Genomic DNA, 21,746 nt, shown 5'->3' on the forward strand with positions numbered 1-21,746 from the left:
GGGCCCCCCCGCGCGGCCCCCCACCCCGCCGGGCCCGCCCCCCCCCCCGGCGGGGGGGCGCGGGGGGGCGGCGCCCGGGGGGGGGGGGGCCCGGGGGGGGCCGCCGCCCCCCCCCCCCCCCCCGCCCCCACCACTGAGACGGGGTGACCACCGAGCTCCGCCCGGAACGGGCGGCACAGGCCGGACCGGGCAGCTAGGTCGCCGAGGGGGCGGGACTGTGGTGTGCCCGTACCCGTGGAATGTTCTGGGTGTGGTTCGCAGCCCCCCGGCTGGACTGCGAAACACGGCACCTGAGGGGTGTTTCATGACCCGGCCACGCCGCGGCCCTGGCCGGTTGTCAGACTCGCCTTAGTCGGGGGTGAACAGCCCCTGGATGCCGACGACGATCGCGATCAGGCCGAAGACGGCCAGCAGGAGGCCGGCGCCGAGGGGGCCGGGGGCGGGGCGGTCGCGGCCACGGAGGCGGTTCCAGAGCAGGGCCAGGCCGACCAGGATGCCGACCACCTCGAAGTGGAAGACGTGCGGGCCGTCGAAGATGTGGACCAGCAGGTAGTAGCCGGCGGCGACCAGGGCGATCACGCCGACGATCCAGGCCCAGGGCGCGACCTTGGTGGTGAAGCGGGAGAGGCCGGGGCCGGCCGACGGGATCTGCGCGAGCAGGGGGATGGCCAGCAGCAGGCCGCCCACGATGTTGGCCAGGTCGAGCAGCAACGCCATGATCATGCCGACATGTCCCTTCGTCGATGTGCCGCGACGCTACCGCTAGTTGATCAGGTTCGCATGGGAACGCTCCCACTTTCGGGTGGCTGGTTAGGGTGGGGGAATGGCGGAGATCGTGCTGGTCCGGCATGGGCAGACCGAGTGGAGTGCGAACGGGAAGCACACGTCGTACACCGATCTGGATCTGACCGCCGAGGGGGAGCGGCAGGCGCGAGCCGCCGGGGCCAAGCTGGCCGGTCGCACCTTCGCGGCCGTGATCTCCAGTCCGCGCAAGCGGGCGCTGCGCACGGCCGAGCTCGCGGGGCTCGACGTCACCGAGGTGACCGAGGACCTGGGCGAGTGGAACTACGGCGAATACGAAGGCGTCACCACCAAGGAGATCCACCAGACCCGGCCGGCGTGGTCGCTGTGGACCGACGGCTGCCCGGGCGGCGAGTCACCGTCGCAGGTCGGCGAGCGGATCGACCGGGTCCTGGCCCGCGCCCGGCAACTGCTGGAACGCGGTGACGTGGCGTTCGTGGCCCACGGGCACTGCCTGCGGGCGGTCGGCGCCCGTTGGGTGGGGCTGCCGACCGCCGCGGGCGGGCTGCTCAAACTGGACACCGCCACCGTGTCCGCACTCGGCTTCGAACACGGCGTCGACCCGGTCATCGACCGCTGGAACGCCGAATGCTAGCCGAGCGGCAGAGTCGCCCGGATGTCGCCCAGGCCGCGGGCGATGATCAGCTCGCCGCCCGCGCCCAAGGTCTCCCAGCCGTCTGACGACCAGCGGCGCCACATACGGCGGTCGGTGCCGACGACCACCCGGGCCGACTCGCCCGCCGCGACCGTCGCCGCCGCCCAGCCGACCAGGCGGATCGGCTCGTCGCGTTCGGCGGGACGGAAGTAGACCTGGACGACCTCGCGGCTGATCCGGGTGCCCGTGTTGGCGATCGTGACCGTGACGCCGGGTGAGTCGCCGGTGACCACCCGCGCGTCCGCGTATTCCCAGGTGGCGTAGCCGAGGCCGTGGCCGAGCCAGAACGCCGGAGTGGGCGCGTGGCCGGCGTAGTGGCCCCGGTAGCCGATGTAGGTGCCCTCGGTGTACTCCAGCTTCCCGCCGTTCGGGGTGACGTTCCAGGCCGGCGTCTTGCCATCCTCGTCGGGGAAGGTGGTGACCAGGCGGCCGGCCGGTTCGATGTCGCCGAGCAGGGCCGCCGCCACCGCGTGGCCACCCTCCTGGCCGGGCAGCCCGGCCCAGAGGATGCCGTCGACGCGCAGTCGCCACGGCATCACCACCGGCGTGGCCGCGTTGACCACCACGATCGTCCGCCGGGCCGCGCCGGCCACGGCCTCGACCAGGGCGTCCTGGGCGCCGGGCAGGTGCAGCGTGGTCTTGTCGACCGACTCGGTCTCCTGCTCCTCGGTCAGGCCGACCACCACCACGGCCACGTCGGCGGCGGCCGCGGCGCGGACCGCGTCGTCGATCACGTCGCCGGCGTCGCGCTCGGCCGCCTGGGCGATCAGGCCGAACAGGCCCACGCCGGTGAACAGCTGCCCGGCCGGGCCGCGGCCCTCGGCCAGGGTGGCGGTCGCGTCGATCAGAGTGCCGTCGGTGACCTCGACGACCTCGGTGTGGTTGGGCGGGCTGAGGATCTCCTCGCCCATGTTGCCGCCGGTGACGCTCAGGTCGTACGCGAAGGTGTGGCTCCCGGCGGTGACCGACCACGAACCGACACCGATGGTGCCGAGCTGGACCGGGCCGCCCCGGGTGATGGTGCCCCGCAGGCGGACGCTCGCGGCGGGCCGGGGGAGATCGTCGTCCAGGCCGACCATGCTGGTGGCGTCGGGCTCGTGGCGGGTGGCCAGGACGGTGCCGTCGGCGTCGAGGACGGTGACCGCGACGCCGGGCTCACCGGTCTCAGGGTGTACGAGGAAGCCGTCGCGGGCCGGCGCCGGCCGCGAGCGCATCGGCACGCCGTCGACCAGTGTCACCCGGTCGGCGCCGAGCCGCTCGGTCAGGCCCTCGGCCAGGCTGACCTGGTGCGGCGGGCGTACCGTGGCCGAGCCGCCGCCCATGCTCACGGTCTGCACCGCGTGCCGGCCGATCAGCGCGACCGTCTGCTCCTCGGCCAGCGGCAGCGCGCCGGCCTCGTTGGTCAGCACGGTCATGCCCTGCGCGGCCAGCCGGGTCAGCTGCTCGCGGCGCTCGGCGCTGTCCGGCGCGGGGTAGGTGCCGTACTCCTTCTCGTCGCCGAGCGCGCCGGTCAGCCCGGCCAGCCGCAGCAGCCGGGCCAGGTGGTCGTCGACTGTCGACTCGTCCACCTCGCCGGCCCGCACGGCCTCGACCAGTGCGTCGCCCCAGGGGCCGCCGGGGCCGGGCATGACCAGGTCGAGCCCGCCGTTCGCGGCCGGTGCGACGGTCTTGGTGGCGAACCAGTCGGACATGATCAGGCCCGGGTAGCCCCACTCGCCCTTGACGATCTCGTTGTTGACGTGCACCTGCTCGGTGGCGGCCTGCCCGTTGACGTCGTTGTACGCGGCCATGATCGACCAGGCGCCGGCGTCGCTGGTGGCGATCTCGAACGGCAGCAGGTACAGCTCGCGCAGGGTGGCCTCGTCGATCACCGCGTCCACGGTGTTGCGGTCGGTCTCCGACTCGTTGGCCACCAGATGCTTGAGGCAGGCGGCCACACCGCGGTCCTGCAGGCCACGCACGTAGGCGGCGGCGATCCGGCCGGTCAGCAGCGGATCCTCCGAGTACTGCTCGAACAGGCGGCCGCCGAGCGGGCTGCGGTGCAGGTTGATGGTCGGGCCGAGCACCACGTGGATCCGCTGGGCCATCGCCTCCTCGGCCAGCAGGGTGCCGACCTCGTACGCCGTCGCGTCGCTCCAGGCCGCGGCGAGCAGGGTCGCGTTGGGGAACAGCGAAACCGTGGCGCCGCCGTGGAAGCGCAGCCCGCGCACGCCGGTCGGCCCGTCCGAGAGCCGCAGCTCGCGCAGCCCGATCGCGGGTTCCGGGGCCAGCGTGAAGGTGGTCGCGCCGGTCAGCAGCGCCACCTTGGCCGGCAGGTCCAGCTTTCTGATCAACTCGTCGTGCTCCGGCACCGGTCGCTCCCTGCGAGTTAAACGTGTAAGTTGCGCTTGTCGTAACGTACGGTTCCGTCGCGAGGACAGCAAGCGCCGGATGCGGCAGAGGAGGCGGCGGGCATGGTCGAGCGCAACACCAGGCGTGTGACCAGCGCGGACGTCGCCCGGATGGCCGGCGTCTCCCGGGCCACGGTCAGTTACGTCCTCAACGACACCCCACACCAGACCATTTCGGCGGGTACGCGCGGCCGGGTGCTCGACGCGGCCGCCGCACTCGGGTACGCGCCCTCGGCCGCCGCCCGCACGCTGCGTACCGGCCGCTCCGACGTGGTGCTCTGCCTGCTGCCCGACTGGCCGATCGGCTCCGAGGTCGGGGCGCTGCTCACCTACCTGTCCGGGGCGTTGGCCCGGCGCGGCCTCACCCTCGCGGTGCACCCGGCCAGCCGCGAGGACCGGCCGATCAGCGAACTGTGGAAGGCGCTCACACCGGCCGCGGTGCTCGCCTTCGAGGACTTCTCGGCGGCCGAGATCGCGGCCATGCGCGCGGCCGGGGTGGCGCTGGTGGTCGCGCTGGTCGGCCCGGCCCGGCCCGAACCCCGCGAGCTGCACGTTTCGCAACAGCTGGTCGGGCGGCTCCAGGCCGAGCATCTGGCCCGGCTCGGACACACCCGGCTGGGGTACGCGTACCCGGACGACGATCGCCTCCGCTACTTCGCCGACCCGCGGCTGGCCGGCGTCCACGAAGGCTGCCTGGAACAGGGGCTGGCCGCGCCGGACGTGCGGGTCGTGGCGCTCGACCCGGCCAGTGCGGCCGAGGCGGTGCGGGGGTGGCGGGCCGGGCGGGTGAGCGCGGTGTGCGCGTACAACGACGAGGTCGCGATGGCCGTGCTGGCCGGGGTGCGCCGGGCCGGACTGATCGCGCCGGTCGACCTCGCGGTGATCGGGGTCGACGACATCCCGGCCGCGCGTCTGGCCGAGCCGCCGCTGACCACTGTCACGACCGACCAGTCGGCGGTCGCCGCGCATCTGGCCGGCACGGTCGTCGCGGCCATCGCCGGGCGCCCGGCCCCCGATCCGGCGCCGGCCGAGGTGGTCCGCGTCGTACGCCGGGAATCCGCCTGATCCTCAACCTCAAGTAGAGGTCGAGGTTGAGGGTTGGCGAGGCGGTTGCACCCGGCCGCCGTGTTTCCGGTCACGACCGGGCGGGCTGCCAACGAATACACAGGAAGCCCACAACCGGGCCTCAGTCACCTCACCCACAGTGGTTCCTGCACGCCAACGGAGCCGATGAGGGGAAACGAGATGCTCGCCACCGATGTGCCGGTCAACCCGGCCTACACCAAGTCGCTCAAGCCGGTGGTCGCCGTGCTCGGCCAGCACTCGCGGGTCGCCACGCTCGGCGCGCACCTGCCGAACGGCTGGACGCTGCGCGCGGCCCGGGCCCTCGACGACATCCGGCCCGACGAGATCGTCCTGCTGGCCGGGGCGACCGAGCGTGACGTCCGGGCCGCCCGGTCGGTGCTGCCGCGCCGGGTCGCGGTGGTCGCCCTGGTCGACGCCCACGCCCCCGCCGACGTGGTGGCCGGGGTGCTGACCGAGGGTGCCGACGTCTGCGTCCGCGGGGGCACGCCCGCGATCCTGGCCGGCCACCTGGTCGCCTGCCGCCGGCGCCAGCTCGCCGACCGCTGGTCCACGCTGCGCAACGTCGTCGGCTGACCGCCGGCCCACCCTCCGCCCGCGCCGGCCTGCCGCGCTCGACGCCGGCCCACCCCTCGCGCCCGGGGCGTCCTGTCACGCGTACGCGACGCCGGCCCACCCTCGCGCCCGGGGCGTCCTGTCTTCGCGCTCTGCGCAACGTCGGCCCGCCCGCGCGCCCGAGTCGGCCGATCCTTGTGCACGCAGCGCGACGGATCCGATCGAGAACGTTACATTCATTTGTGTTGATGGATCCGGGTTCTGGTCCCTAAGCTGGGCGAATGTGGTCCGGCGGCACCCTGTTCGGCCGGACCGAACTGCGCGCCGCGATCGCCGCGCGCCTCGCCGCCGGCGGGGGAGTCGCCCTGCACGGCCCGCCCGGCATCGGCCGCAGCGCCCTGCTCGACGCGGTCGCCGACGACGCGACCGCCCGCGGCGACCTGGTGATCCGGCTCCGCCCGGAACGCGCCGACCGGCACGTGCCCTATGCCGCCGTGGCCGACCTGGTCGCCCAGCTTCCCCCGGAGGCGGCCGCCGCGCTCCCACCGGCTCAGCGCGCGGCGCTGTCCGCGCTCCGCCAGGCCCTCCCGCCCCGGGCCGGCCGTCCCAGCCTGGCCCGCCGCCTGGTCCTGCCGCTGCTCCTGGCGGCCTGCGCCCGCCTCCGCCCTGTGCTGCTCGTCCTCGACGACACGCAGTGGCTCGACCAGCAGTCGGCGGCCCTGATCGCCTTCGCGATGCGCCGCCGGCCCGGCCCCCGCGTCCGGGTCCTGGCCGCCGAACGCCGCCCCACCCTTGATCTCACCGTTCCCGCACGCGCTGGCCGTGACCTCCGCGCACCCGGCGCCGGGGCGGCAACGCGTCCGTTTGCCGCCGAAGGTCGTCCTGCTGAGGGTGTGGTGTCCGGCAAGTCCGGTGCCGGTGCGGTGGCGCGTTCGTTTGCCGCTGAACGTCATCCTGCCCCCGGTCCGGTGTCCCGGGCGGGTTGGCTCGACCGGGTGGTGGCGGGTTCGTTCGCGGGCGACGTCCCGGCGGCGGGTGGCGTCCGGGCGGTGGGTGGCGTCCGAGCGGTGGGTGGCGGGCCTCGGGCCGTGCGTCTCTGCCCCTCACCGGTGCTCGAGCTGGCCGTGCCGCCCCTCGACGCCGACGACCTGACCGCATTGCTGGAGTCGCGGGGGCTGCCCTGCCGGACGGCCAGCCGCCTGCACGAAGCGAGTGGTGGCAACCCCTTCCTCGCGCTGGTTCTGGGCGCGGCCGTACCGTCGGGGCCGCAGTGGCGGCCGGCGCCTCTGCCCGAGCCGGCCCGCGCGCTGCTCCGCGAACGACTCGCCGCCTTGCCGTGCGGGGTCGCCGCGACGCTGGCGGTGGCCGCGCTCGCGCGCGATCCCACCAGCACGCTGCTGATCCGGGCCGGTCGCGAGGACGCACCGCGCGAACTCCGTCAGGCCGAAGCCGCCGGCCTGGTCGCCTTCGACGGCGAGCGAGTGCGTTTCACTCCGCCGGTCCTGGTCGAGGTGCTCGCCGGCGACCTCGACGCCGGCACCCGCACGGGCGTCCACGACGACCTCGCCGCCGCCGCGATTGAGCCGATCGGCGTCCTGTGGCATCGCGCCCTGCGCAGCGGCCGCCCGGACGCCGAGGTCGCGCGGTCCCTGGCGGACGCGGCCGCCCGCGCGGCCCGCTCACCGTCCACGCCGGCCGGACCGGGGCCGGCGGGTGGGGGACGGGCGGTGGCCGGACCGGGGCCGGCGGGTGGGGGACGGGCGGTGGCCGGTCCGGGTATGGCGGGTGGGGGACGGGCGGCGGCCGGTCCGGGTGCGGCGGGTGGGGGACGGGCGGCGGCCGAGCTCTATCTGCTCGCGGCGGCCCGGTGCCCGGCCGAGCTGGCGACCGAGCGCCGCGACTGGCTGCTCGCGGCGGCCACCACCGCGGCCTCCTGCGGCGCCCCGGAGCCGGCCGGCCGGGCCGCCGAGGCGATTCTCGAGGCGGACGCCCCGCCCGGTCATCGGGTTCGCGCCCGGCTGGTGCTGATCGATCTGGCCGGGCAGGCGATGTCCGACATGGCCGAGATGTTCGCCGCCGCGCTGGTCGAGGCGGGGGACGATCCGGGGCTGCGGGCGCCGGTGCGGTTGCGGCGGACGTGGGCGGCGATGATCGGCGGGGATCCGGACGCCGCGGCCGACGAGGCGGAGCGCACCGTCGCCGACGCGCGGCGGGCCGGTGATCCGACCATCGAGGCGATGGCGCTGGGGGCGCTGGCCCAGGTGCAGCGGATGCGGGGCGAGGCGGGCTGGCCGCGTACCCTGCGAACGGCGTTGGAACTGCCGGCCGACGAGGTGCCGGGGTGGCTGCACATGGGGCCTCGATACATGGCGGCGCGGTTCGCGATGATCGACGACCGGCTGGACGAGGCCCGCGACGAGCTGCTGCGGCTGCTGGCGGTGGCCGAGCAGGATCGCAGCGGCGAGGCGCTGGTCGAGGTGCTGCGCAGCCTGTCCGAGGTGGCGACCCGGGCGGCGCGCTGCCGGGATGCGCTGCGGTACGCCCACCGCGCGGTCGACGCGGCCCAGCGTGCGGGGCTGAGCCCGGGCCCGACCTGGTACACGGCCGCGGTGGCGGAACTGGCCGGTGGCAGCCTGTCCGCGGCGGCGGGGTACGCGAGCCGGGGCGTACGCGCCTCGGAACAGGAGGGTGACCGCATCTATCTGCGCCGCAACCTGCACGCCCTGGGTCAGGCGGCGTTGCGTATGGGCGACACCCGGGCCGGCGTGACCGCGCTGAGGAAGCTGCGCGATCTGGAGGGCGGCGTCGAGGACCCGATGATCGTCCGCTGGCACGGCGACCTGGCCGGCGGGCTGGCGGCGCTGGGCCAGCACGACGAGGCGGCCGAGACCCTGTCCGCGGCCCGGACGGCGGCCCACCGGCTGGGCAGCACGCCGGGGATGATGGGCTATCTGGACCGGGCGTCGGCCGTGGTGCTGTCGGAGAAGGGGCAGGCCGACTCGGCGGTGATCCTGTCGGCCGCCGCGGCGCTGCACTTCGAGCAGCTGCGGCAGCCCATCGAGCAGGCCCACGCGCTGCTCGTCCAGGGCGGCGCGGAGCGGCGGCGGCGCCGGTACGCGGCGGCCCGGGTGGCGATCAGCGCGGCGATGGCGATCTTCCTGGCGGCCGAGGCCCGGCCGTGGACCGAGCAGACCGAGAGGGCCCTGACGCGTACCGAGAGCGCGCGGACGGAGAGCGAGTTCGGTCTGACCTCGACCGAGGCGCTGATCGCGGGGCTGGTGCGGGACGGCGCGAGCAACCGGGAGATCGCCACCCGGTTGTATCTGAGCGTCAAAACGATTGAGGCCACGCTGACCCGGGTATACCGCAAGCTCGGCGTACGCTCGCGGACCCAGCTCGCCTCCCGCCTGCAAGGGTTTTCCCTGATTCGTTGACGCTCATCGATGCCTAGCGTTCTGCTCACTGGCCCCAGACCCCCGGGCCGCGCAGAACGGAGTACGAGCGTGCGACCAACCCACCTGTTCCGAGCCTCGATGGCTCTGGCCGCGGGCGCGGCCCTGACGCTGGCGGCCGCGCCGACCAGCGCCGGTGCCGCCCCGGCCCAGGCGCCGAGCCCCACCCCTGCTCCCACCCTGGCCGCCACCGCGGCCGACCGGCTCGTCAGCAGCCCGTCCGCCGACGCGTCCCTGCACCTCGCCACCGGCGACGCGCTGCGGCGTACCGGCGTGGTGGCCGGTACCCGCGGCCTGCAGTACGTCACCTACCAGCGCACCCACCAGGGCCTGCCGGTGGTCGGCGGCGACGTCGTGGTGACCACCGACGCGGCCGGTGCCGTGAAGGACACCGCGGTGGCCCAGTCGGCCGAGATCAGCAACGTCGCCACCAGCGCCAAGGTCACCGCCGAGCAGGCCGTGGCGACCGCGCGGGCGCAGCTGACCAAGGTCGAGAGCGCGTCCGGCGCCACGCTCAAGGTGCTCGCCTGGGGCAGCCCGAAGCTGGTCTACCAGGTCGACGTGGCCGGCATCATCGGCGGCGGCAAGCCCAGCAACCAGCACATCTTCGTGGACGCGACCTCCGGCAAGGTCGCCGACTCGGTCGAGCTGGTGCGTGAGGGCACCGGCAACGGCTACTACTACGGCAATGTCACCATCAACACGTCGGGCTCGGGCTCGTCGTACTCGATGACCGACACCACCCGTCCGGGCCTGAAGTGCGGCGGGCAGAACGGGTCGGCGTACACCGGCACCGACGACGCGTGGGGCAACGGCTCCGGCACCAACCTGGAGACGGCCTGCGTCGACGCGCTGTGGTCGGTGCAGCGTGAGGCCGACATGGTCCGCGACTGGTTCGGCCGCAGCGGCATCCTGGGCAACGGCAACACCCCGCCGGTCCGGGTCGGGCTGGCCGACGTGAACGCGTACTGGAACGGCACGTACACCAACTTCGGCCACAACCAGGCCAACACCCGCCAGGCCACGCCGATCGACGTGGTGGCGCACGAGAACGGTCACGCCATCTTCCAGTCCACGCCGGGCGGCGCGGGCAGCGGCAACGAGAACGGCGGCATCAACGAGTCGACCGGTGACATCTTCGGCGCGCTGACCGAGGCGTACGCCAACAGCCCCCTGGATCCGCCGGACTTCCAGGTCGGCGAGGAGGTGGACCTGGTCGGCGACGGCCCGATCCGCTACATGTACAACCCGTCGCTGGCCGGCGACCCGAACTGCTGGTCGTCGTCGATCCCGAGCACCGAGGTGCACGCCGCCGCCGGTCCGCTGAACCACTGGTTCTACCTGGTCGCGCAGGGCTCCAGCCCGTCCGGTGGCCCGGCCAGCCCGACCTGCAACAGCAGCTCGGTCACCGGGATCAGCACCCGCACCGCGGGCGAGATCTACTACAACGCGTTGCAGGCCAAGACCTCGACCTGGAAGTACGCGAACATCCGGGTGGCCACGCTGAACGCGGCCAAGAACCTCTACCCGAACAGCTGCACCAACTTCGACACGGTCAAGGCCGCCTGGAACGCGATCAGCGTCCCGGCGCAGAGCGGTGAGCCGACCTGTGGCGGCACCACGCCGCCGGACCCGACCGGTTGCGCCGGCACCAACGGCACCGACGTGTCCATCCCGGACAACGGAGCCGCGGTGACCAGCACGATCACGATCAGCGGGTGCGGCCGCAGCGCCTCGTCGTCGTCGAAGGTGGACGTCAACATCGTGCACACCTGGCGCGGTGACCTGGTGATCGACCTGGTGGCGCCGGACGGTACGGCGTACCGGCTGAAGAACAGCAGCAGCTCGGACAGCGCCGACAACGTCGTCACCACGTACACGACCAACGTGTCGAGCGAGGCGGCCGACGGCGCCTGGAAGCTGAAGGTGCAGGACGTGGCCAGTCAGGACACCGGCTACATCAACACCTGGACGCTGACCGTGTGATCGAACGAACATCGGCCTGTTGACCTGGCCTTTGTCGACGGAGAGTGACCCGCGCTACTGCTTCCCGGTGGCGCGGGTCACTTCCTGCGCGAGAGTTTTACCTGCTTGATTTGTTGATTCAACGCTCGGCGCGGATGGTGGATGCAGGTAACCGAACGTAGTTGTAGGGGGAGTACGACAATGGCGTTCGCCAACAGGATCCGCACCGCGATGCAGCAGCGGCGGGAGATCCGGAAGCTCAGCGCCGAGCTTGCCGCGTTCCAGTCGCCGGCCGAGAGGGCCGAGCTCGACGAACTGATCGCCCGGCACAGCACCGAGGAGACCCGGCTGATCCGGGCCATCCTGGACCAGCAGGACCACGAGCGCGCACGCATGACGCAGGGCATCGGTGGCCGCCGCGCCGCCTGACCGAGCGTGGGAACGAGGAGCCCGGCCTGGCGGTCGACGACCGTCAGGCCGGCTTGTCGAACAGGACGTCCTGCTGCCCGGCCCGGACCACGGTGCCGATGACATTGCTCGCGGGTGGCAGCTGGCAGTTCATCAGGGGATTCAACGCGCAGGGCGCGACCATGGCCTGGTTGAAGTCGAGGGCGTCGAGACCGGCCGGATCCCCGAGGATCCGGATGACCCGGCCCGCCTCGGTCGATTCGGTGCCCGAGCCGGCGTCGCGGAAGTTGACGTAGGCGTAGTCGGTCGTGCGGTCGACGCTGAATCGGTATTGCCGGCCGTCGATCGTCGCGGCGTACCAGCCGGCGCGTTCCATGTCGTGCCGCGGATCGTCGTGGCGCCACATCTGGACCGAGGAGACGCGCTCGTTCTCGCCGGCCGGGGAGAACGACACCGGGATCCGCCATCGATCGTCGTACGGGTAGGCCGAGACGCCCCTGAACGTTCGTAGCCGTGGCGCCGCCTCCGACGTCGCACCGACCCAGATCATGTCCCCGGACACGGCGTCGGCCAGCGTGATCACGACAATGCCGTGGGTCGCGTCGAGTGCCACGGTGGGTGATGGCTCCAGGCTCTGACCGCTGGAGTCGATGTCCACCACCCCACCGGTGGGTACGCCGTCGACCAGCAGTCGTTCAGCCGGCGCGAGTTCGACGCGTGCGCCGGGAACACCATCAGGACGCGGCGACCACATGCCCGGCAGGCCGGGGATCGGCGCCCGGCCCCGCAGAGCGTCCATCGACACGATGGTGAGCAGGGTGCGAAGTGCGGTGGGGAGCTGGTCGGGTTGAGTTGTTTCCACCGGACCATGGTGCGGGTGCCGCGGGCGACCGGACATGCTCGAAAGTCCACGGGTGATGCTCGTCGGTACAGTTCCCCGCGTGGACACCGTTTCCCAGGCGATCGGAGGCCTGCATGCCGGTCTCCCCTGTGCACGACGGTTCGGTGAGGCCGGCGACTGGGGGTGGAACTACGACGCGTTCAGCGGTCTCGGCTTTCACGTCGTGCTGCGCGGCGAGGGCTGGGTCACCGCCCCGGGCACCGCACCTCAGCGCGTCTCGGCCGGCGACGTGGCGCTGGCCCCGCACGGCGCGTCGCACGCGTTCAGCCGGCGCCCGCGCCCGCTGAGCGACGTCCCGGGCCTCCCTACGCACCGGTGGGCCGAGCCCGCGCCGCCCGGCGAGGTGGACATCCTCTGCGGGTCGTACCGGCTGACCCGGGGCGTGCCGCACCACTTTCTCCGTACGTTGCCGGAGATCCTCGTCCTGCCCGGCGCGGGCACCGAGAAGCTGCTGGCCGACCTGCTCGCCGACGACATCGACGGCCGCGGCCCAGGCTCGGACGCCAGCCTGGTCGCGCTCATCGATCTCATCGTGGTGACGGTGCTGCGCCGCTGGGACGACCAGGAGAGCGAGCAGGCCCGCTTCGCGCTGCGCCATCCCGCCATCGCCGCCGTGCTCTCGATGGTCCACGACGACCCGGGCGCGGACTGGGGCCTGCTTCGGCTGAGCCGGGCGGCCGGCATGTCCAGGACCGCCTTCGCCCGGGACTTCAAGGCGGTCGTGGGCGAGACACCGGTCGCGTTCGTCACGGGCGTGCGCCTGGGCCTGGCCGCGCGGGCCCTGCGGGAGACGGGCGCGCCGCTGGCCACCATCGCGCGTGGCGCCGGCTACTCGTCCGAGTTCGCCTTCGCGAGCGCCTTCCGCCGCCGTTACGGCGTCGCCCCGGGACGCTTCCGTGAGGCCGGGAACGAGACGTGAGGGCGCGCGGAGCCCGGCGCCGTTGGCGGGCCCCGCGCCGTCTCTATCGCGCGTCGTCGCGGTGGGCTCGCAGTGAGCCGGCCTTGGCCTTGATCGACGGGTCGTTGCGCGACTTGATCAGGCTGGCGACGGTGGTGACGGTCAGCACGACCAGGATGACGCCGAGCGAGACCGGGGTGCTGATCTCGGGCGCGCCGTGCCAGATGTCCTCGTGCAGCCAGTGCAGCACCAGCTTGACGCCGATGAAGGCCAGGATGATCGACAGCCCCGTGCTCAGGTAGACGAGCCGATCGAGCAGTCCCTTGACCAGGAAGAACAGCGCGCGCAGGCCGAGCAGGGCGAAGGCGTTGGCGACGAAGACGATGTACGCCTCCGAGGTCACGCCGAACACGGCCGGGATCGAGTCGAGGGCGAACAGCAGGTCGGAGCTGCCGATGGCGATGAGCACGATAAACATCGGGGTGACCATGCGCCGCCCGCCGATGCGGGTGATCAGCTTGCCCTTGACGTAGTCGTCGGTCACCGGCAGCAGGCGCCGGCTGGCGCGTACCAGAGCGTTGTCCTCGATGTCGGGGTCCTCGTCGCGATGCCGGAACAGCTGGATCGCGGTGAAGATCAGGAGCAGCCCGAAGACCAGGAACATGAACGAGAACAGGGACAGCAGGGTCGCGCCGAGGGCGATGAAGACGACCCGCAGCACCAGCGCGATGATGATGCCGAAGGTCAGCACCTCCTGCTGGTATTTCTCCGGCACCGCGAAGGTGCTCATGATGATCACGAAGACGAAGAGGTTGTCGACCGACAGGCTCTTCTCGACGATGTAGCCGGCGAAGTACTCGGCGCCGAGGTCCCAGCCCACGACCGAGGCGAAGACCAGGCCGAATGCGACGGCGACGCCGATGTAGAAGACGGACCAGAGGGCGGCTTCACGGAAGCCGACAGCGTGTGGCCGGAACACGCCGAGGGCCAGGTCGAGGGCGAGCAGGGCGACGATGACTCCGATCGTCAGCGTCCAGCCGAGCGCGGTGACCTCAAGCATCAACAGGGAACCTTCCCACGGGATTGCTGCGACATTCCCGTCAAGAGTCCATGGTCACGCTGAAAGAAGCCTGAATACGCAAAGGTCAGACCGCTTGGAAGGAGCGTTTCGACAGGCCCATCCAGTAGCCCTCGATCGACTGGTCGGGGGACTGTTCCGGGTTGCCGGAGGCGCCCAGGGTCAGGAACATCGGGGCGAAGTGCTCGATGGTCGGGTGCGCGTACGGCATGCCCGGCGCCCGGCGGCGGAAGTCGGCCAGCTCGTCCACCGCACCGCGGGCCAGCGTCTCGGCCGCCCAGGCGTCGAACTCGCGCGACCAGCCCGGTGCGGCGGCGTCCTCGCTCCAGTCGCGCAGGAACGGCAGCCCGTGGGTGGTGAAGCCGGAGCCGACGATCAGCACACCTTCCTCGCGCAGCGGGGCCAGCCGGCGGCCCAGGCCGAGCAGCGCGTCGGGTTCGAGGGAGGGCAGCGACATCTGCAGCACCGGGATGTCCGCGTCCGGATACATCACGGTCAGCGGCACGTAGGCGCCGTGGTCGAGGCCTCGGTCGGTGCGGGCCACGGTTTCGGTGTCGGGCATCAGCTTCTCGACGCGGTCGGCCAGTTCGGGCGCGCCGGGGGCGGGGTACCGGGTCTCGTAGTAGCGCTGGGCGAAGCCGCCGAAGTCGTACACCAGCGGAACGGTCTCGGTCGCGCCGAGCATCAGCGGCGCCGACTCCCAGTGTGCCGAGGCCATCAGGATGGCCTCGGGCCGGGGTAAGCCGGCGGCCAGTTGCCGCAACTGCGCGACCCACACCTGGTTGTCGACCAGCGGCGGCGCTCCGTGGCTGAGGAAGAGGGCGGGCATCGTGGGCATGGCAGAGGCCTCCTGGTTGACGCTTCAACAAACTGATCCCAGGGTACGCCGGAATGGTTGTTGCGTCAACTAAAACTGAGTCGCCCCCGCCACCCGTCCAGCACCTTCCCGGCGTCGGCGCCCAGAACGTCGTCGAGCACCGTCGCGTAGACGTCCCGGAAGTCGACGGTGTGCACCAGGTCGCCGTCGTCGAGGTCGGTGAGGCTGGGCGGATCGCCGTACATCCCACCGGTCACGCCCGCGCCGACCACGAACATCGACGACGCGGTGCCGTGGTCGGTCCCGTCCGAGGCGTTGGCCTTGACCCGGCGTCCGAACTCCGAGTAGACGACCGTGACGACGTCCCGGTCCTTCATCCGGTCGGCGAACGCGGCCAGCGGCTTGTCCAGCTTGGTCAGCAGCGCCTCCTGCGCCTCCTTCTCGTCGGCGTGCAGGTCGAAGCCGCCCAGTGACACCGAATAGATTCGGGTCGCCGCGCCCGCCTCGATGCATCTGGCGACCAGCGCGAGCTGCGTGTCCAGCGGGGGAGCGGCGCCACCGGTGGCCGTGCCGGCCGTGTCGTCCCCGGCCGTGTCGGCCGCGTCGACGTCGGCCATCAGATCCTGGACCCGGATCAGGTCGGCGAAACACGCCGCCGCCCTCGCCTGCGCCGGCGACTCGTCCGGCGACGTGCCGGCGAGCGCTTCGAGCACCTGTGGCGTCGCGATCCGGGGCAATCGGAGCGCGCCGCCGGGCACCGTCGCGCCCGCGCTCCTGGCCCCGGCCAGCAGGGGCGGCAGGACCGGCTCGAAGCTCACCGCGAGCCTGGGGTCACCCCCGGCGCCGTCCAGCCACCGGCCGAGCCAGCCGGTGTTGCCCGGACGGTCGGGCTGGGCTGTCTGCCAGATGTCCATCGAGCGGAAGTGGCTGCGGTCCGGCTTCGGGTAACCGACACCGCGGACGATGGCGAGTCGCTTCTCACCGTAGAGGCGGTGCAGCCCGGCCAGGCCCGGGTTGAGCCCGAACGCGTCGTCCAGCCGGAGCACCTCGGCCGGGTCGTAGGTCAGGCCCGGGCGGTTGGCGGCGTAGGCCGGGTCGGCGTACGGGATCACGGTGTTGAGGCCGTCGTTGCCGCCGTAGAGGGTGACCAGCACGAGCGTCTTCGCGCCGGTCGGCCGGTCCGGGTCGCGGAAGCCGAGGATGTCGCTCAGGCCGTACGCGGTGGCGCCGAGCGCGAGCGCCCCGCCGGCCACCACGCCGCTGGTGGTCAGGAACCGGCGCCGGGTGATGGTGTCCATCGGTCCTCCTCAGTGGACGGTGTACTCGGGGGTGGCCAGGGCGAGCGCGAGCAGTTTGCGCGGGTCCGGCACCGCGGTCAGAGCAGCGCGGGTGCGATCGGTCCAGGCGTCGACCACGAGCAGGCGGGCCAGGGCGTCCAGCCGGTCCGGGCCCTTCAGCTGGTCGGCCGCCCCGGGAGCCAGCTCCACCAGCTGCTGCCCGGCCTTGAGCCGCGCCTGCGTCGACGAGGTGGTCAGCCAGGCCGGGCCGGCCGGCCACCCACCGACGCTGGGCGGCCGCAACGGCACCTGCCCGAGTGACCGGAGGATCCCGCCGAGCTTGGCCTGGGGTTCGATCCCGAGCTGCCGGACCGCACCGGCCAGCCACTCCACCGGCTGCTTGACCAGGTGGCCGTTGGCCTGGTTGAACTCCGGCGAAGTGACCAGCGCGCGCAGCATCGCGGTGACGTCGCGCGTCCCGGCCGGCCTGGGTGCGGGCCGATCGGTCGCGCCGTAGCGGAGCCACAGCCGGGCGGTGAGGAAAGGCAGGTGGGCCGGGTGCCGCACGAGCAGATCGGCGTACGCGTCCACACCGCTGACGCCGCCCTTACCGAGCAGGGTGACCGGCGTGGCGTCGTGCCGCGCCTCGGCCAGGGCGGCCCGGCCGGTGGCCCGGTCGACCTTCCAGCCGGTGAGCACCTTGGCCCCGGCCTTGACGTCGTTCTCGGTGTAGTTGCCGACCCCGAGCGTGAACAGCTCCATCAGCTCGCGGGCGAGGTTCTCGTTGGGCGCCTTCCGGGTGTTCTTCTGCCCGTCCAGCCAGAGGATCAGGGCCGGGTCGCGCAGCATGGCCCGGACCAGCGCCGAGGTGTCCCCGACGCCGTACTTCCGGAAGGTCTGCTGCTGGGCCACCATCAGCCGGGCCGAGCGGACCTTCTGCACGCTGGTCGCCCAGTGCCCGTGCCAGAAGAAGGTGAGCTTCTCGGCCGCGCTGGTCTCGGCGGCGGCCATCCGCTTCAGCCACCAGACGGTCGCGTCGACGGTCTGCTCGCGCACGTCCTGCCGGGCGGCCGCCCGCTGTTCCCGCGTGAGGTCCGCGGCGAACGGGTCGATGCCCAGCTCGGGCGGCGCCGGCAACGCGACCGGTCGCAGCAGGCGGTCGAGCAGCACGTCCGTGCTGTCCTTCATCGCGGCGTCGACCTCGGCCGCGGTCGGCCCGAAGGTCAGGCGGCGCAGGAGGTGGGACACGGCTCGGCGATCCGTCATGACGGCCAAGCTATTGATCGAACGTTCGGGATGTGTAAGGCCCCGATCAGGCTGAGGCAATGACAGCTCTGAGCACAAATACGCATCACGGCCCGCCCGGCGATCGTCGCCTGATCGGGTTCGCCCGTCCGGGCGCCCGCCTCGTCGTTGCGGGACCCGCTCTCGATGATCGTCGGCGGGTCCGCTCCGATTCATGGAAAGACGTTTTCCGCTACGGCTGCGATCGTTCTGGCAACGATCGGCAGCGACTGTGGAGGAACACGTGACCATGAGGGTTTGGCGTGGGGCGGCGCTCGCCATGAGCACCGTCCTGGTAATTCTTTCCGCCTCGTCGGCGGCGTACGCCGATTCCGGTGAGGCGACGCTCACCCTCGATCCGGCCTTCGTCGGAGCCCTCGGCAAGACCGCGGCCGAACAGGCGGCCGACCTGAGCGACTGCGCCGCGATACCCGACGAGATCGACGCCGGATCCGCCGGATGGCGGTTCGGCCAGCCGGCCACCGACGCCTCGGTTCTCGCCTACTCGATCGGCTACATCGGCACGGTCGACGGCAAGCCCGGCGCGATCGTCATCGGCGTCACCGCCGAGGGAATCTGGCGGATCACGACGGACGGCGGACAACAGGAGGCCGTGCCGGTGCCGGAGGGTGTCGGTGGCGGCCTCCTCGACGAGGGGGCGGACGGCGCCTGGCTGCGTACGCCGGCCGACTGGCGGCTCGCCCCGGGCGCGCTGCGGGTGACCGGAGCGACCGGCGCGGTACCGAAGACCTTCGGACTCTCCGCGGTCTGCCTACCGGCGTTGCCGCCGCCGGCGAGCGGCGCACCGGATGACGACGAGGAGCCGGGTGGGGAGCAGCCGGACGCCGAGCCGAGCGCTTCGCCGAGCACGCCGGTCCACGTCGTCACCGAGGTGAAACCGGACTCCGGAGGGGCGGCGGGTGGTCTCCCGGTGACCGGCAGCCCGGTCCAGACCATCACCCTCGCCGGACTCAGCCTCGCGGCGCTCGGTGCGCTGACGGTCCTGCTGGCACGTCGGCGGTCCCGGGCGTGAAACGTCCGGTCGCCGCGGCGGTGGCCGCACTGACCGTCGTCCTGGTGGCCGGATGTGTCACCAGGACGACGGACCCGGGGTCGGCGGCTGATCCGGAGCCGTCGTTGGCGACGAGCCTTCCACCCCTGATCATCGCGTCGCCGGCGGTGAGCCCGGCGCCGGCCCGGCCCCGGACCACGAGTAAGCCTTCCCGGCCGGCCCGCACCGGGGCGCCCACGGTCCGGCCGGCTCCGGCCGACCGGCCGGTGACACCGGCGGAGGAGCACCCGGTGGTGCCGACCAGCGCGGACCTTCGTGCCGCCCTGCTCGACCCGGGGGAGCTCTCCGGGTTCGAGGCCGACTCCGGCAAGGACAGCGCCGCCGGTGGCGAGGGTGCCTGCCCGGCCCTGGACACCGACTTCTCCGGCGGCGCCACCGCCCGGGCCGACGTGCTGCTCTACAACGGGTCCACGACGGCGTTCATCCGTGAACGGCTCCGCCAGCACACGCCGGGCGAGGCGAAGGCCGCACTGGACCGGATCCGGGGCGTGCCGAGGAAATGCGCCAGGTACACGACGTCGGTCAACGGTCTGGGTGAGGTCGCCGTCACGGTTCGGTCGCTCGGTGCGCCCGGCCTCGGTGACGGGTCGGCCGCGGTCCGGATCGTCATGCGGCCGCGGCTCGCCTCGATCGCGATCATCGAGAATCTGGTGGCGGTACGCCGGGGCGGCACGCTGATCCTGCTGACCCACACCGCAGTGTCATCGATCGACGACCGGCTGACCAGCGCCGCGATCTCCCGCGCGGTACGGAAGACGGAACAGGTGTGGTGACGGCCAAGGAGCCCGGCACCCTCGCGATCCGGTTCCTGATCCTGCTCGTCCTGGTCCTCGCGGCCACGGCGTCGATCTGGGGCTACCTCGGCCTCGAGGCCGGTCGCCGCTCGGAGTCGCCGGTGGCGGAGTGCCTCGCCCGGACCGAGTTGAACAAGATCACGCACATCGCTCCCGGCGGTCTGGCCGGGATGATCGGCGACACCACGCCGGTCCTGCGGTGCGGCCAGGGAAACCTCGGCACCATCCTGTGGTCGGAGGTCGCCGGTCTGCTGCTGGTGGTGGGAACGGCCCTGGCCGCGTACCGCGTGACGCCGTGGTGGCTGCGCCGGCGAGGTTTCGCGCACCTGGACGGATACGACAGCGACGCCGCCGCCGAGATACGGGGGCTGGCCGCCGAGTACGGGCTCGCGCCCACGCCCACCATCCGGCTCAGCCGGCGCGATTCCTCCTACGTGCACGGGACCGGTCGCCACCCGGTGCTCTTCGTCTCCCGGGCCACGGTGCGTGACCGGCTCTCCCGGCCGGGCCGCTTCACCGCGATCGTCCGGCACGAGCTCGCCCACCTGAGGAACCGGGACAACCGGGAGACGCATCTGGCCACCACCCTCTGGTGGAGCTTTCTCGCGCTCGCCCTCACGCCGTACCTGGTGCTCCTGATCGTCGAAGGTCTCGGCCCACCGGCCTGGCGCCCGGCCGCGCTGGCCTCCGCCCACGAAGATCTGCACACGACGGTGGCGATCGGGTCGATGGTGACCTTCGTCGTGCTGGCCCGGCTCGCGTTGCTGCGAAGCCGTGAACTGCACGCCGATGCCACCGCCGGCCGGTACGACGAGGACGGCCTGCTGGCGAGGACCCTGCGGGACACGGACGAGGCGCCCGGCCGCCGCCCGGTCATCCTGCGATCCCATCCGCCGATCGAGCAACGCCGGCGGGCCGTCGCCGATCCGTCGATGGTGTCGGCGCTCTCGCTCGCCGGCCTGTTCGGCGCCGGCGTCGGCCTCTCCGTGCTCAGCCAGGACGCCGGCATCATCGCCTGGCAGCTGCTGCTGACGGCGGGATTCGATCCGGTACCGAGCCCGATGACGACGTTGGTCCTGGTAGTCGCGATCATGGTGGCGAACCTCGGTCCGATCGGCGCCCTGGCCTGGCTGATCGGGGCGGAGGCACGGAGGGCACGCTTGCGGGCGCGCCGTCCGCCGTTGCTGGCCATCGCCGTGGTCCTCGGGCTCGGGATGGTTGTCGGCGAGCCGGCCGCGGTGTCGTCGGCCAATGTCAGCCGCTGGGGCGTGTTCGACGGCGTGGGCGACGGGACGGTGGCCGCCGCGCTGGTGGCCGCGCTGGTCCTGGTGGCCGTGATCGCCGCGGTCGTACGGTGGTCGTGGGACAACGCCGGGGCGTGGATGCCGTCCGCCCGATCGGCCCGCTGGGGCCCCGCGGTGGCCACGGTGGCGGCGCTTCCCTGGTACGCGACGTGGTGGGCCATGCACGACACACCGCTGATCGGGCGTTCGTACCTGTGGACGCCGGACTTCGCCGACGTGATGAAGATGCGGTACCTCGGCGCGCCCGGAGCGCAGTGGCTTCAGATCACCTACTTCCCCCTGGCCATGCTGAGCTGGGCGCCCGGGGTCGCGGTCCTGCTGGCCCTGCCGATCGTCGTCACGGCGGTGGGGCATCTGCGTGGCCATCCCGAATCGGCCGGGAGGCTCGCACGTGCCGCGGCCCGCGGATGTGGCGCCCTGCTGGTCGCCGGGGTGGCCGCCGCCGTCGCCGCGTACCCGCTGATCGGCCGGGCCGGTTGGTTCGCGCAGGCCGACTTCGCGGCCCGGTTGCACTACCTGATGGCCGCGGCGGACGCGCTGACCGTGATCGTGGCGGCCGCGACGGCGGTGCTGTCGGCCCTGTCCCACGGCCGGGACAGCGTCACCTTCGGCCTGGTCGCGGCGCTGACGGTGTCGTGTTTCGGTGGGGTGATCAGCCCGGCCCTGATGGCGGTGGCCAGCTCCGGACCGCATGCGATGGCGGTCTTCACGTCCCCGGCGGCCGCCACCTATTACGGAACGATGTTCTCGCTGACCGGAACCGGTCAGCCGGTCAAGTCCATCGTGACGAGCATGCTTCTCACCGGGGTGGCGCTGGCGTTGAACCGGCTCCGGCTCACGATCGGCCGGCGGCGGGCCGTGCCGGTGCGCGAGGTGGGTGCGACCGGCGCGGCCACGAGCGGCAGCCCGGACCGGAAGGCGGCGCGAGGGGTCCTGGGCGTGACGTCGATGACCGTGCTGACGGTCTCCGTCCTGCTCGCCGGTGCCTACCTGGAGGCCGTGCTGTAGGCGC

The 21,746-nt window shown here is 72.8% G+C and carries 17 protein-coding genes; 10 read left to right on the forward strand and 7 right to left on the reverse strand.

The window, feature by feature from the left end; translation table 11 throughout:
- Positions 1-348: 348 nt before the first annotated feature.
- On the reverse strand, positions 349-723 hold the full coding sequence (locus ACGFIO_RS04910; RefSeq protein WP_392822111.1) for a hypothetical protein: 375 nt from the start codon (positions 721-723) through the stop codon (positions 349-351).
- 100 nt (positions 724-823) lie between these two features.
- Here ACGFIO_RS04910 and ACGFIO_RS04915 point away from each other — a divergent pair, with 100 nt between their 5' ends.
- The gene (locus ACGFIO_RS04915; protein WP_392822113.1) at positions 824-1,396 is read left to right on the forward strand and encodes a histidine phosphatase family protein; all 573 of its coding nucleotides are present in this window, start codon (positions 824-826) and stop codon (positions 1,394-1,396) included.
- Here the strand turns inward: ACGFIO_RS04915 and ACGFIO_RS04920 are convergent.
- Positions 1,393-3,807: a glycoside hydrolase family 3 C-terminal domain-containing protein gene (locus ACGFIO_RS04920; RefSeq protein WP_392822115.1), complete on the reverse strand. Its 2,415-nt coding sequence runs from the start codon at positions 3,805-3,807 to the stop codon at positions 1,393-1,395. The genes ACGFIO_RS04915 and ACGFIO_RS04920 overlap by 4 nt on opposite strands.
- A gap of 102 nt (positions 3,808-3,909) precedes the next feature.
- Here ACGFIO_RS04920 and ACGFIO_RS04925 point away from each other — a divergent pair, with 102 nt between their 5' ends.
- The 5 genes from ACGFIO_RS04925 to ACGFIO_RS04945 all read left to right on the forward strand — a co-directional run bounded on the left by ACGFIO_RS04925 (position 3,910) and on the right by ACGFIO_RS04945 (position 11,330).
- Positions 3,910-4,911, forward strand: coding sequence for a LacI family DNA-binding transcriptional regulator (locus ACGFIO_RS04925; protein ID WP_392822117.1), 1,002 nt, complete (start codon positions 3,910-3,912; stop codon positions 4,909-4,911).
- Between the two features lie 165 nt (positions 4,912-5,076).
- Positions 5,077-5,505 carry a hypothetical protein gene (locus ACGFIO_RS04930; RefSeq protein ID WP_392822119.1) on the forward strand — a complete coding sequence of 143 codons (429 nt, stop codon included), beginning with the start codon at positions 5,077-5,079 and terminating at the stop codon, positions 5,503-5,505.
- A 260-nt stretch (positions 5,506-5,765) separates the two neighbouring features.
- Positions 5,766-8,918 (forward strand): AAA family ATPase, encoded by a 3,153-nt coding sequence (locus ACGFIO_RS04935; protein ID WP_392822122.1) that lies wholly within the window; start codon positions 5,766-5,768, stop codon positions 8,916-8,918.
- 69 nt (positions 8,919-8,987) lie between these two features.
- Positions 8,988-10,922: a M4 family metallopeptidase gene (locus ACGFIO_RS04940; protein WP_392822125.1), complete on the forward strand. Its 1,935-nt coding sequence runs from the start codon at positions 8,988-8,990 to the stop codon at positions 10,920-10,922.
- A 180-nt stretch (positions 10,923-11,102) separates the two neighbouring features.
- Positions 11,103-11,330, forward strand: coding sequence for a hypothetical protein (locus ACGFIO_RS04945; protein WP_392822127.1), 228 nt, complete (start codon positions 11,103-11,105; stop codon positions 11,328-11,330).
- Between the two features lie 43 nt (positions 11,331-11,373).
- On the opposite strand, the gene ACGFIO_RS04950 is transcribed toward ACGFIO_RS04945, so the two are convergent.
- Positions 11,374-12,171: a DUF1684 domain-containing protein gene (locus ACGFIO_RS04950; RefSeq protein WP_392822130.1), complete on the reverse strand. Its 798-nt coding sequence runs from the start codon at positions 12,169-12,171 to the stop codon at positions 11,374-11,376.
- Positions 12,172-12,250: 79 nt separating this feature from the next.
- Here ACGFIO_RS04950 and ACGFIO_RS04955 point away from each other — a divergent pair, with 79 nt between their 5' ends.
- On the forward strand, positions 12,251-13,129 hold the full coding sequence (locus ACGFIO_RS04955; protein ID WP_392822133.1) for an AraC family transcriptional regulator: 879 nt from the start codon (positions 12,251-12,253) through the stop codon (positions 13,127-13,129).
- Positions 13,130-13,172: 43 nt separating this feature from the next.
- Here ACGFIO_RS04955 and ACGFIO_RS04960 read toward each other — a convergent pair whose 3' ends face one another.
- From ACGFIO_RS04960 to ACGFIO_RS04975, 4 genes are all read right to left on the reverse strand, one after another.
- A complete protein-coding gene (locus tag ACGFIO_RS04960; protein ID WP_392822136.1) occupies positions 13,173-14,168 on the reverse strand; it encodes a TerC/Alx family metal homeostasis membrane protein in 996 nt (331 codons plus the stop codon).
- An 85-nt stretch (positions 14,169-14,253) separates the two neighbouring features.
- Positions 14,254-15,024, reverse strand: coding sequence for a dioxygenase (locus ACGFIO_RS04965; protein WP_392822138.1), 771 nt, complete (start codon positions 15,022-15,024; stop codon positions 14,254-14,256).
- Between the two features lie 65 nt (positions 15,025-15,089).
- A complete protein-coding gene (locus ACGFIO_RS04970; RefSeq protein ID WP_392822140.1) occupies positions 15,090-16,301 on the reverse strand; it encodes a DUF1501 domain-containing protein in 1,212 nt (403 codons plus the stop codon).
- Positions 16,302-16,310: 9 nt separating this feature from the next.
- Positions 16,311-17,546 (reverse strand): DUF1800 family protein, encoded by a 1,236-nt coding sequence (locus tag ACGFIO_RS04975; protein ID WP_392822141.1) that lies wholly within the window; start codon positions 17,544-17,546, stop codon positions 16,311-16,313.
- 262 nt (positions 17,547-17,808) lie between these two features.
- On the opposite strand from ACGFIO_RS04975, the gene ACGFIO_RS04980 reads away from it, so the two are divergent.
- The 3 genes from ACGFIO_RS04980 to ACGFIO_RS04990 are packed head-to-tail and all read left to right on the forward strand — an operon-like array spanning position 17,809 to position 21,742.
- The gene (locus ACGFIO_RS04980) at positions 17,809-18,597 is read left to right on the forward strand and encodes an LPXTG cell wall anchor domain-containing protein (protein ID WP_392822144.1); all 789 of its coding nucleotides are present in this window, start codon (positions 17,809-17,811) and stop codon (positions 18,595-18,597) included.
- On the forward strand, positions 18,594-19,409 hold the full coding sequence (locus tag ACGFIO_RS04985; protein ID WP_392822147.1) for a hypothetical protein: 816 nt from the start codon (positions 18,594-18,596) through the stop codon (positions 19,407-19,409). The genes ACGFIO_RS04980 and ACGFIO_RS04985 overlap by 4 nt, the downstream gene beginning before the upstream one ends.
- Positions 19,406-21,742, forward strand: coding sequence for a M48 family metalloprotease (locus ACGFIO_RS04990; protein ID WP_392822149.1), 2,337 nt, complete (start codon positions 19,406-19,408; stop codon positions 21,740-21,742). Before ACGFIO_RS04985 ends, ACGFIO_RS04990 begins: the two co-directional genes overlap by 4 nt.
- The last annotated feature ends 4 nt before the right edge of the window (positions 21,743-21,746 follow it).

This window comes from Actinoplanes sp. NPDC049265, assembly GCF_043197135.1.
Classification (GTDB): Bacteria; Actinomycetota; Actinomycetes; order Mycobacteriales; family Micromonosporaceae; genus Actinoplanes.

Bases quoted from the DNA above. Each gene is read 5' to 3' on its own strand.
- ACGFIO_RS04960 (WP_392822136.1), bottom strand. From the start codon at position 14,168: ATGCTTGAGGTCACCGCGCTCGGCTGGACGCTGACGATCGGAGTCATC.
- ACGFIO_RS04975 (WP_392822141.1), bottom strand. From the start codon at position 17,546: ATGACGGATCGCCGAGCCGTGTCCCACCTCCTGCGCCGCCTGACCTTC.
- ACGFIO_RS04945 (WP_392822127.1), top strand. From the start codon at position 11,103: ATGGCGTTCGCCAACAGGATCCGCACCGCGATGCAGCAGCGGCGGGAG.
- ACGFIO_RS04970 (WP_392822140.1), bottom strand. From the start codon at position 16,301: ATGGACACCATCACCCGGCGCCGGTTCCTGACCACCAGCGGCGTGGTG.
- ACGFIO_RS04935 (WP_392822122.1), top strand. From the start codon at position 5,766: ATGTGGTCCGGCGGCACCCTGTTCGGCCGGACCGAACTGCGCGCCGCG.
- ACGFIO_RS04925 (WP_392822117.1), top strand. From the start codon at position 3,910: ATGGTCGAGCGCAACACCAGGCGTGTGACCAGCGCGGACGTCGCCCGG.
- ACGFIO_RS04965 (WP_392822138.1), bottom strand. From the start codon at position 15,024: ATGCCCACGATGCCCGCCCTCTTCCTCAGCCACGGAGCGCCGCCGCTG.
- ACGFIO_RS04910 (WP_392822111.1), bottom strand. From the start codon at position 723: ATGATCATGGCGTTGCTGCTCGACCTGGCCAACATCGTGGGCGGCCTG.
- ACGFIO_RS04915 (WP_392822113.1), top strand. From the start codon at position 824: ATGGCGGAGATCGTGCTGGTCCGGCATGGGCAGACCGAGTGGAGTGCG.
- ACGFIO_RS04930 (WP_392822119.1), top strand. From the start codon at position 5,077: ATGAGGGGAAACGAGATGCTCGCCACCGATGTGCCGGTCAACCCGGCC.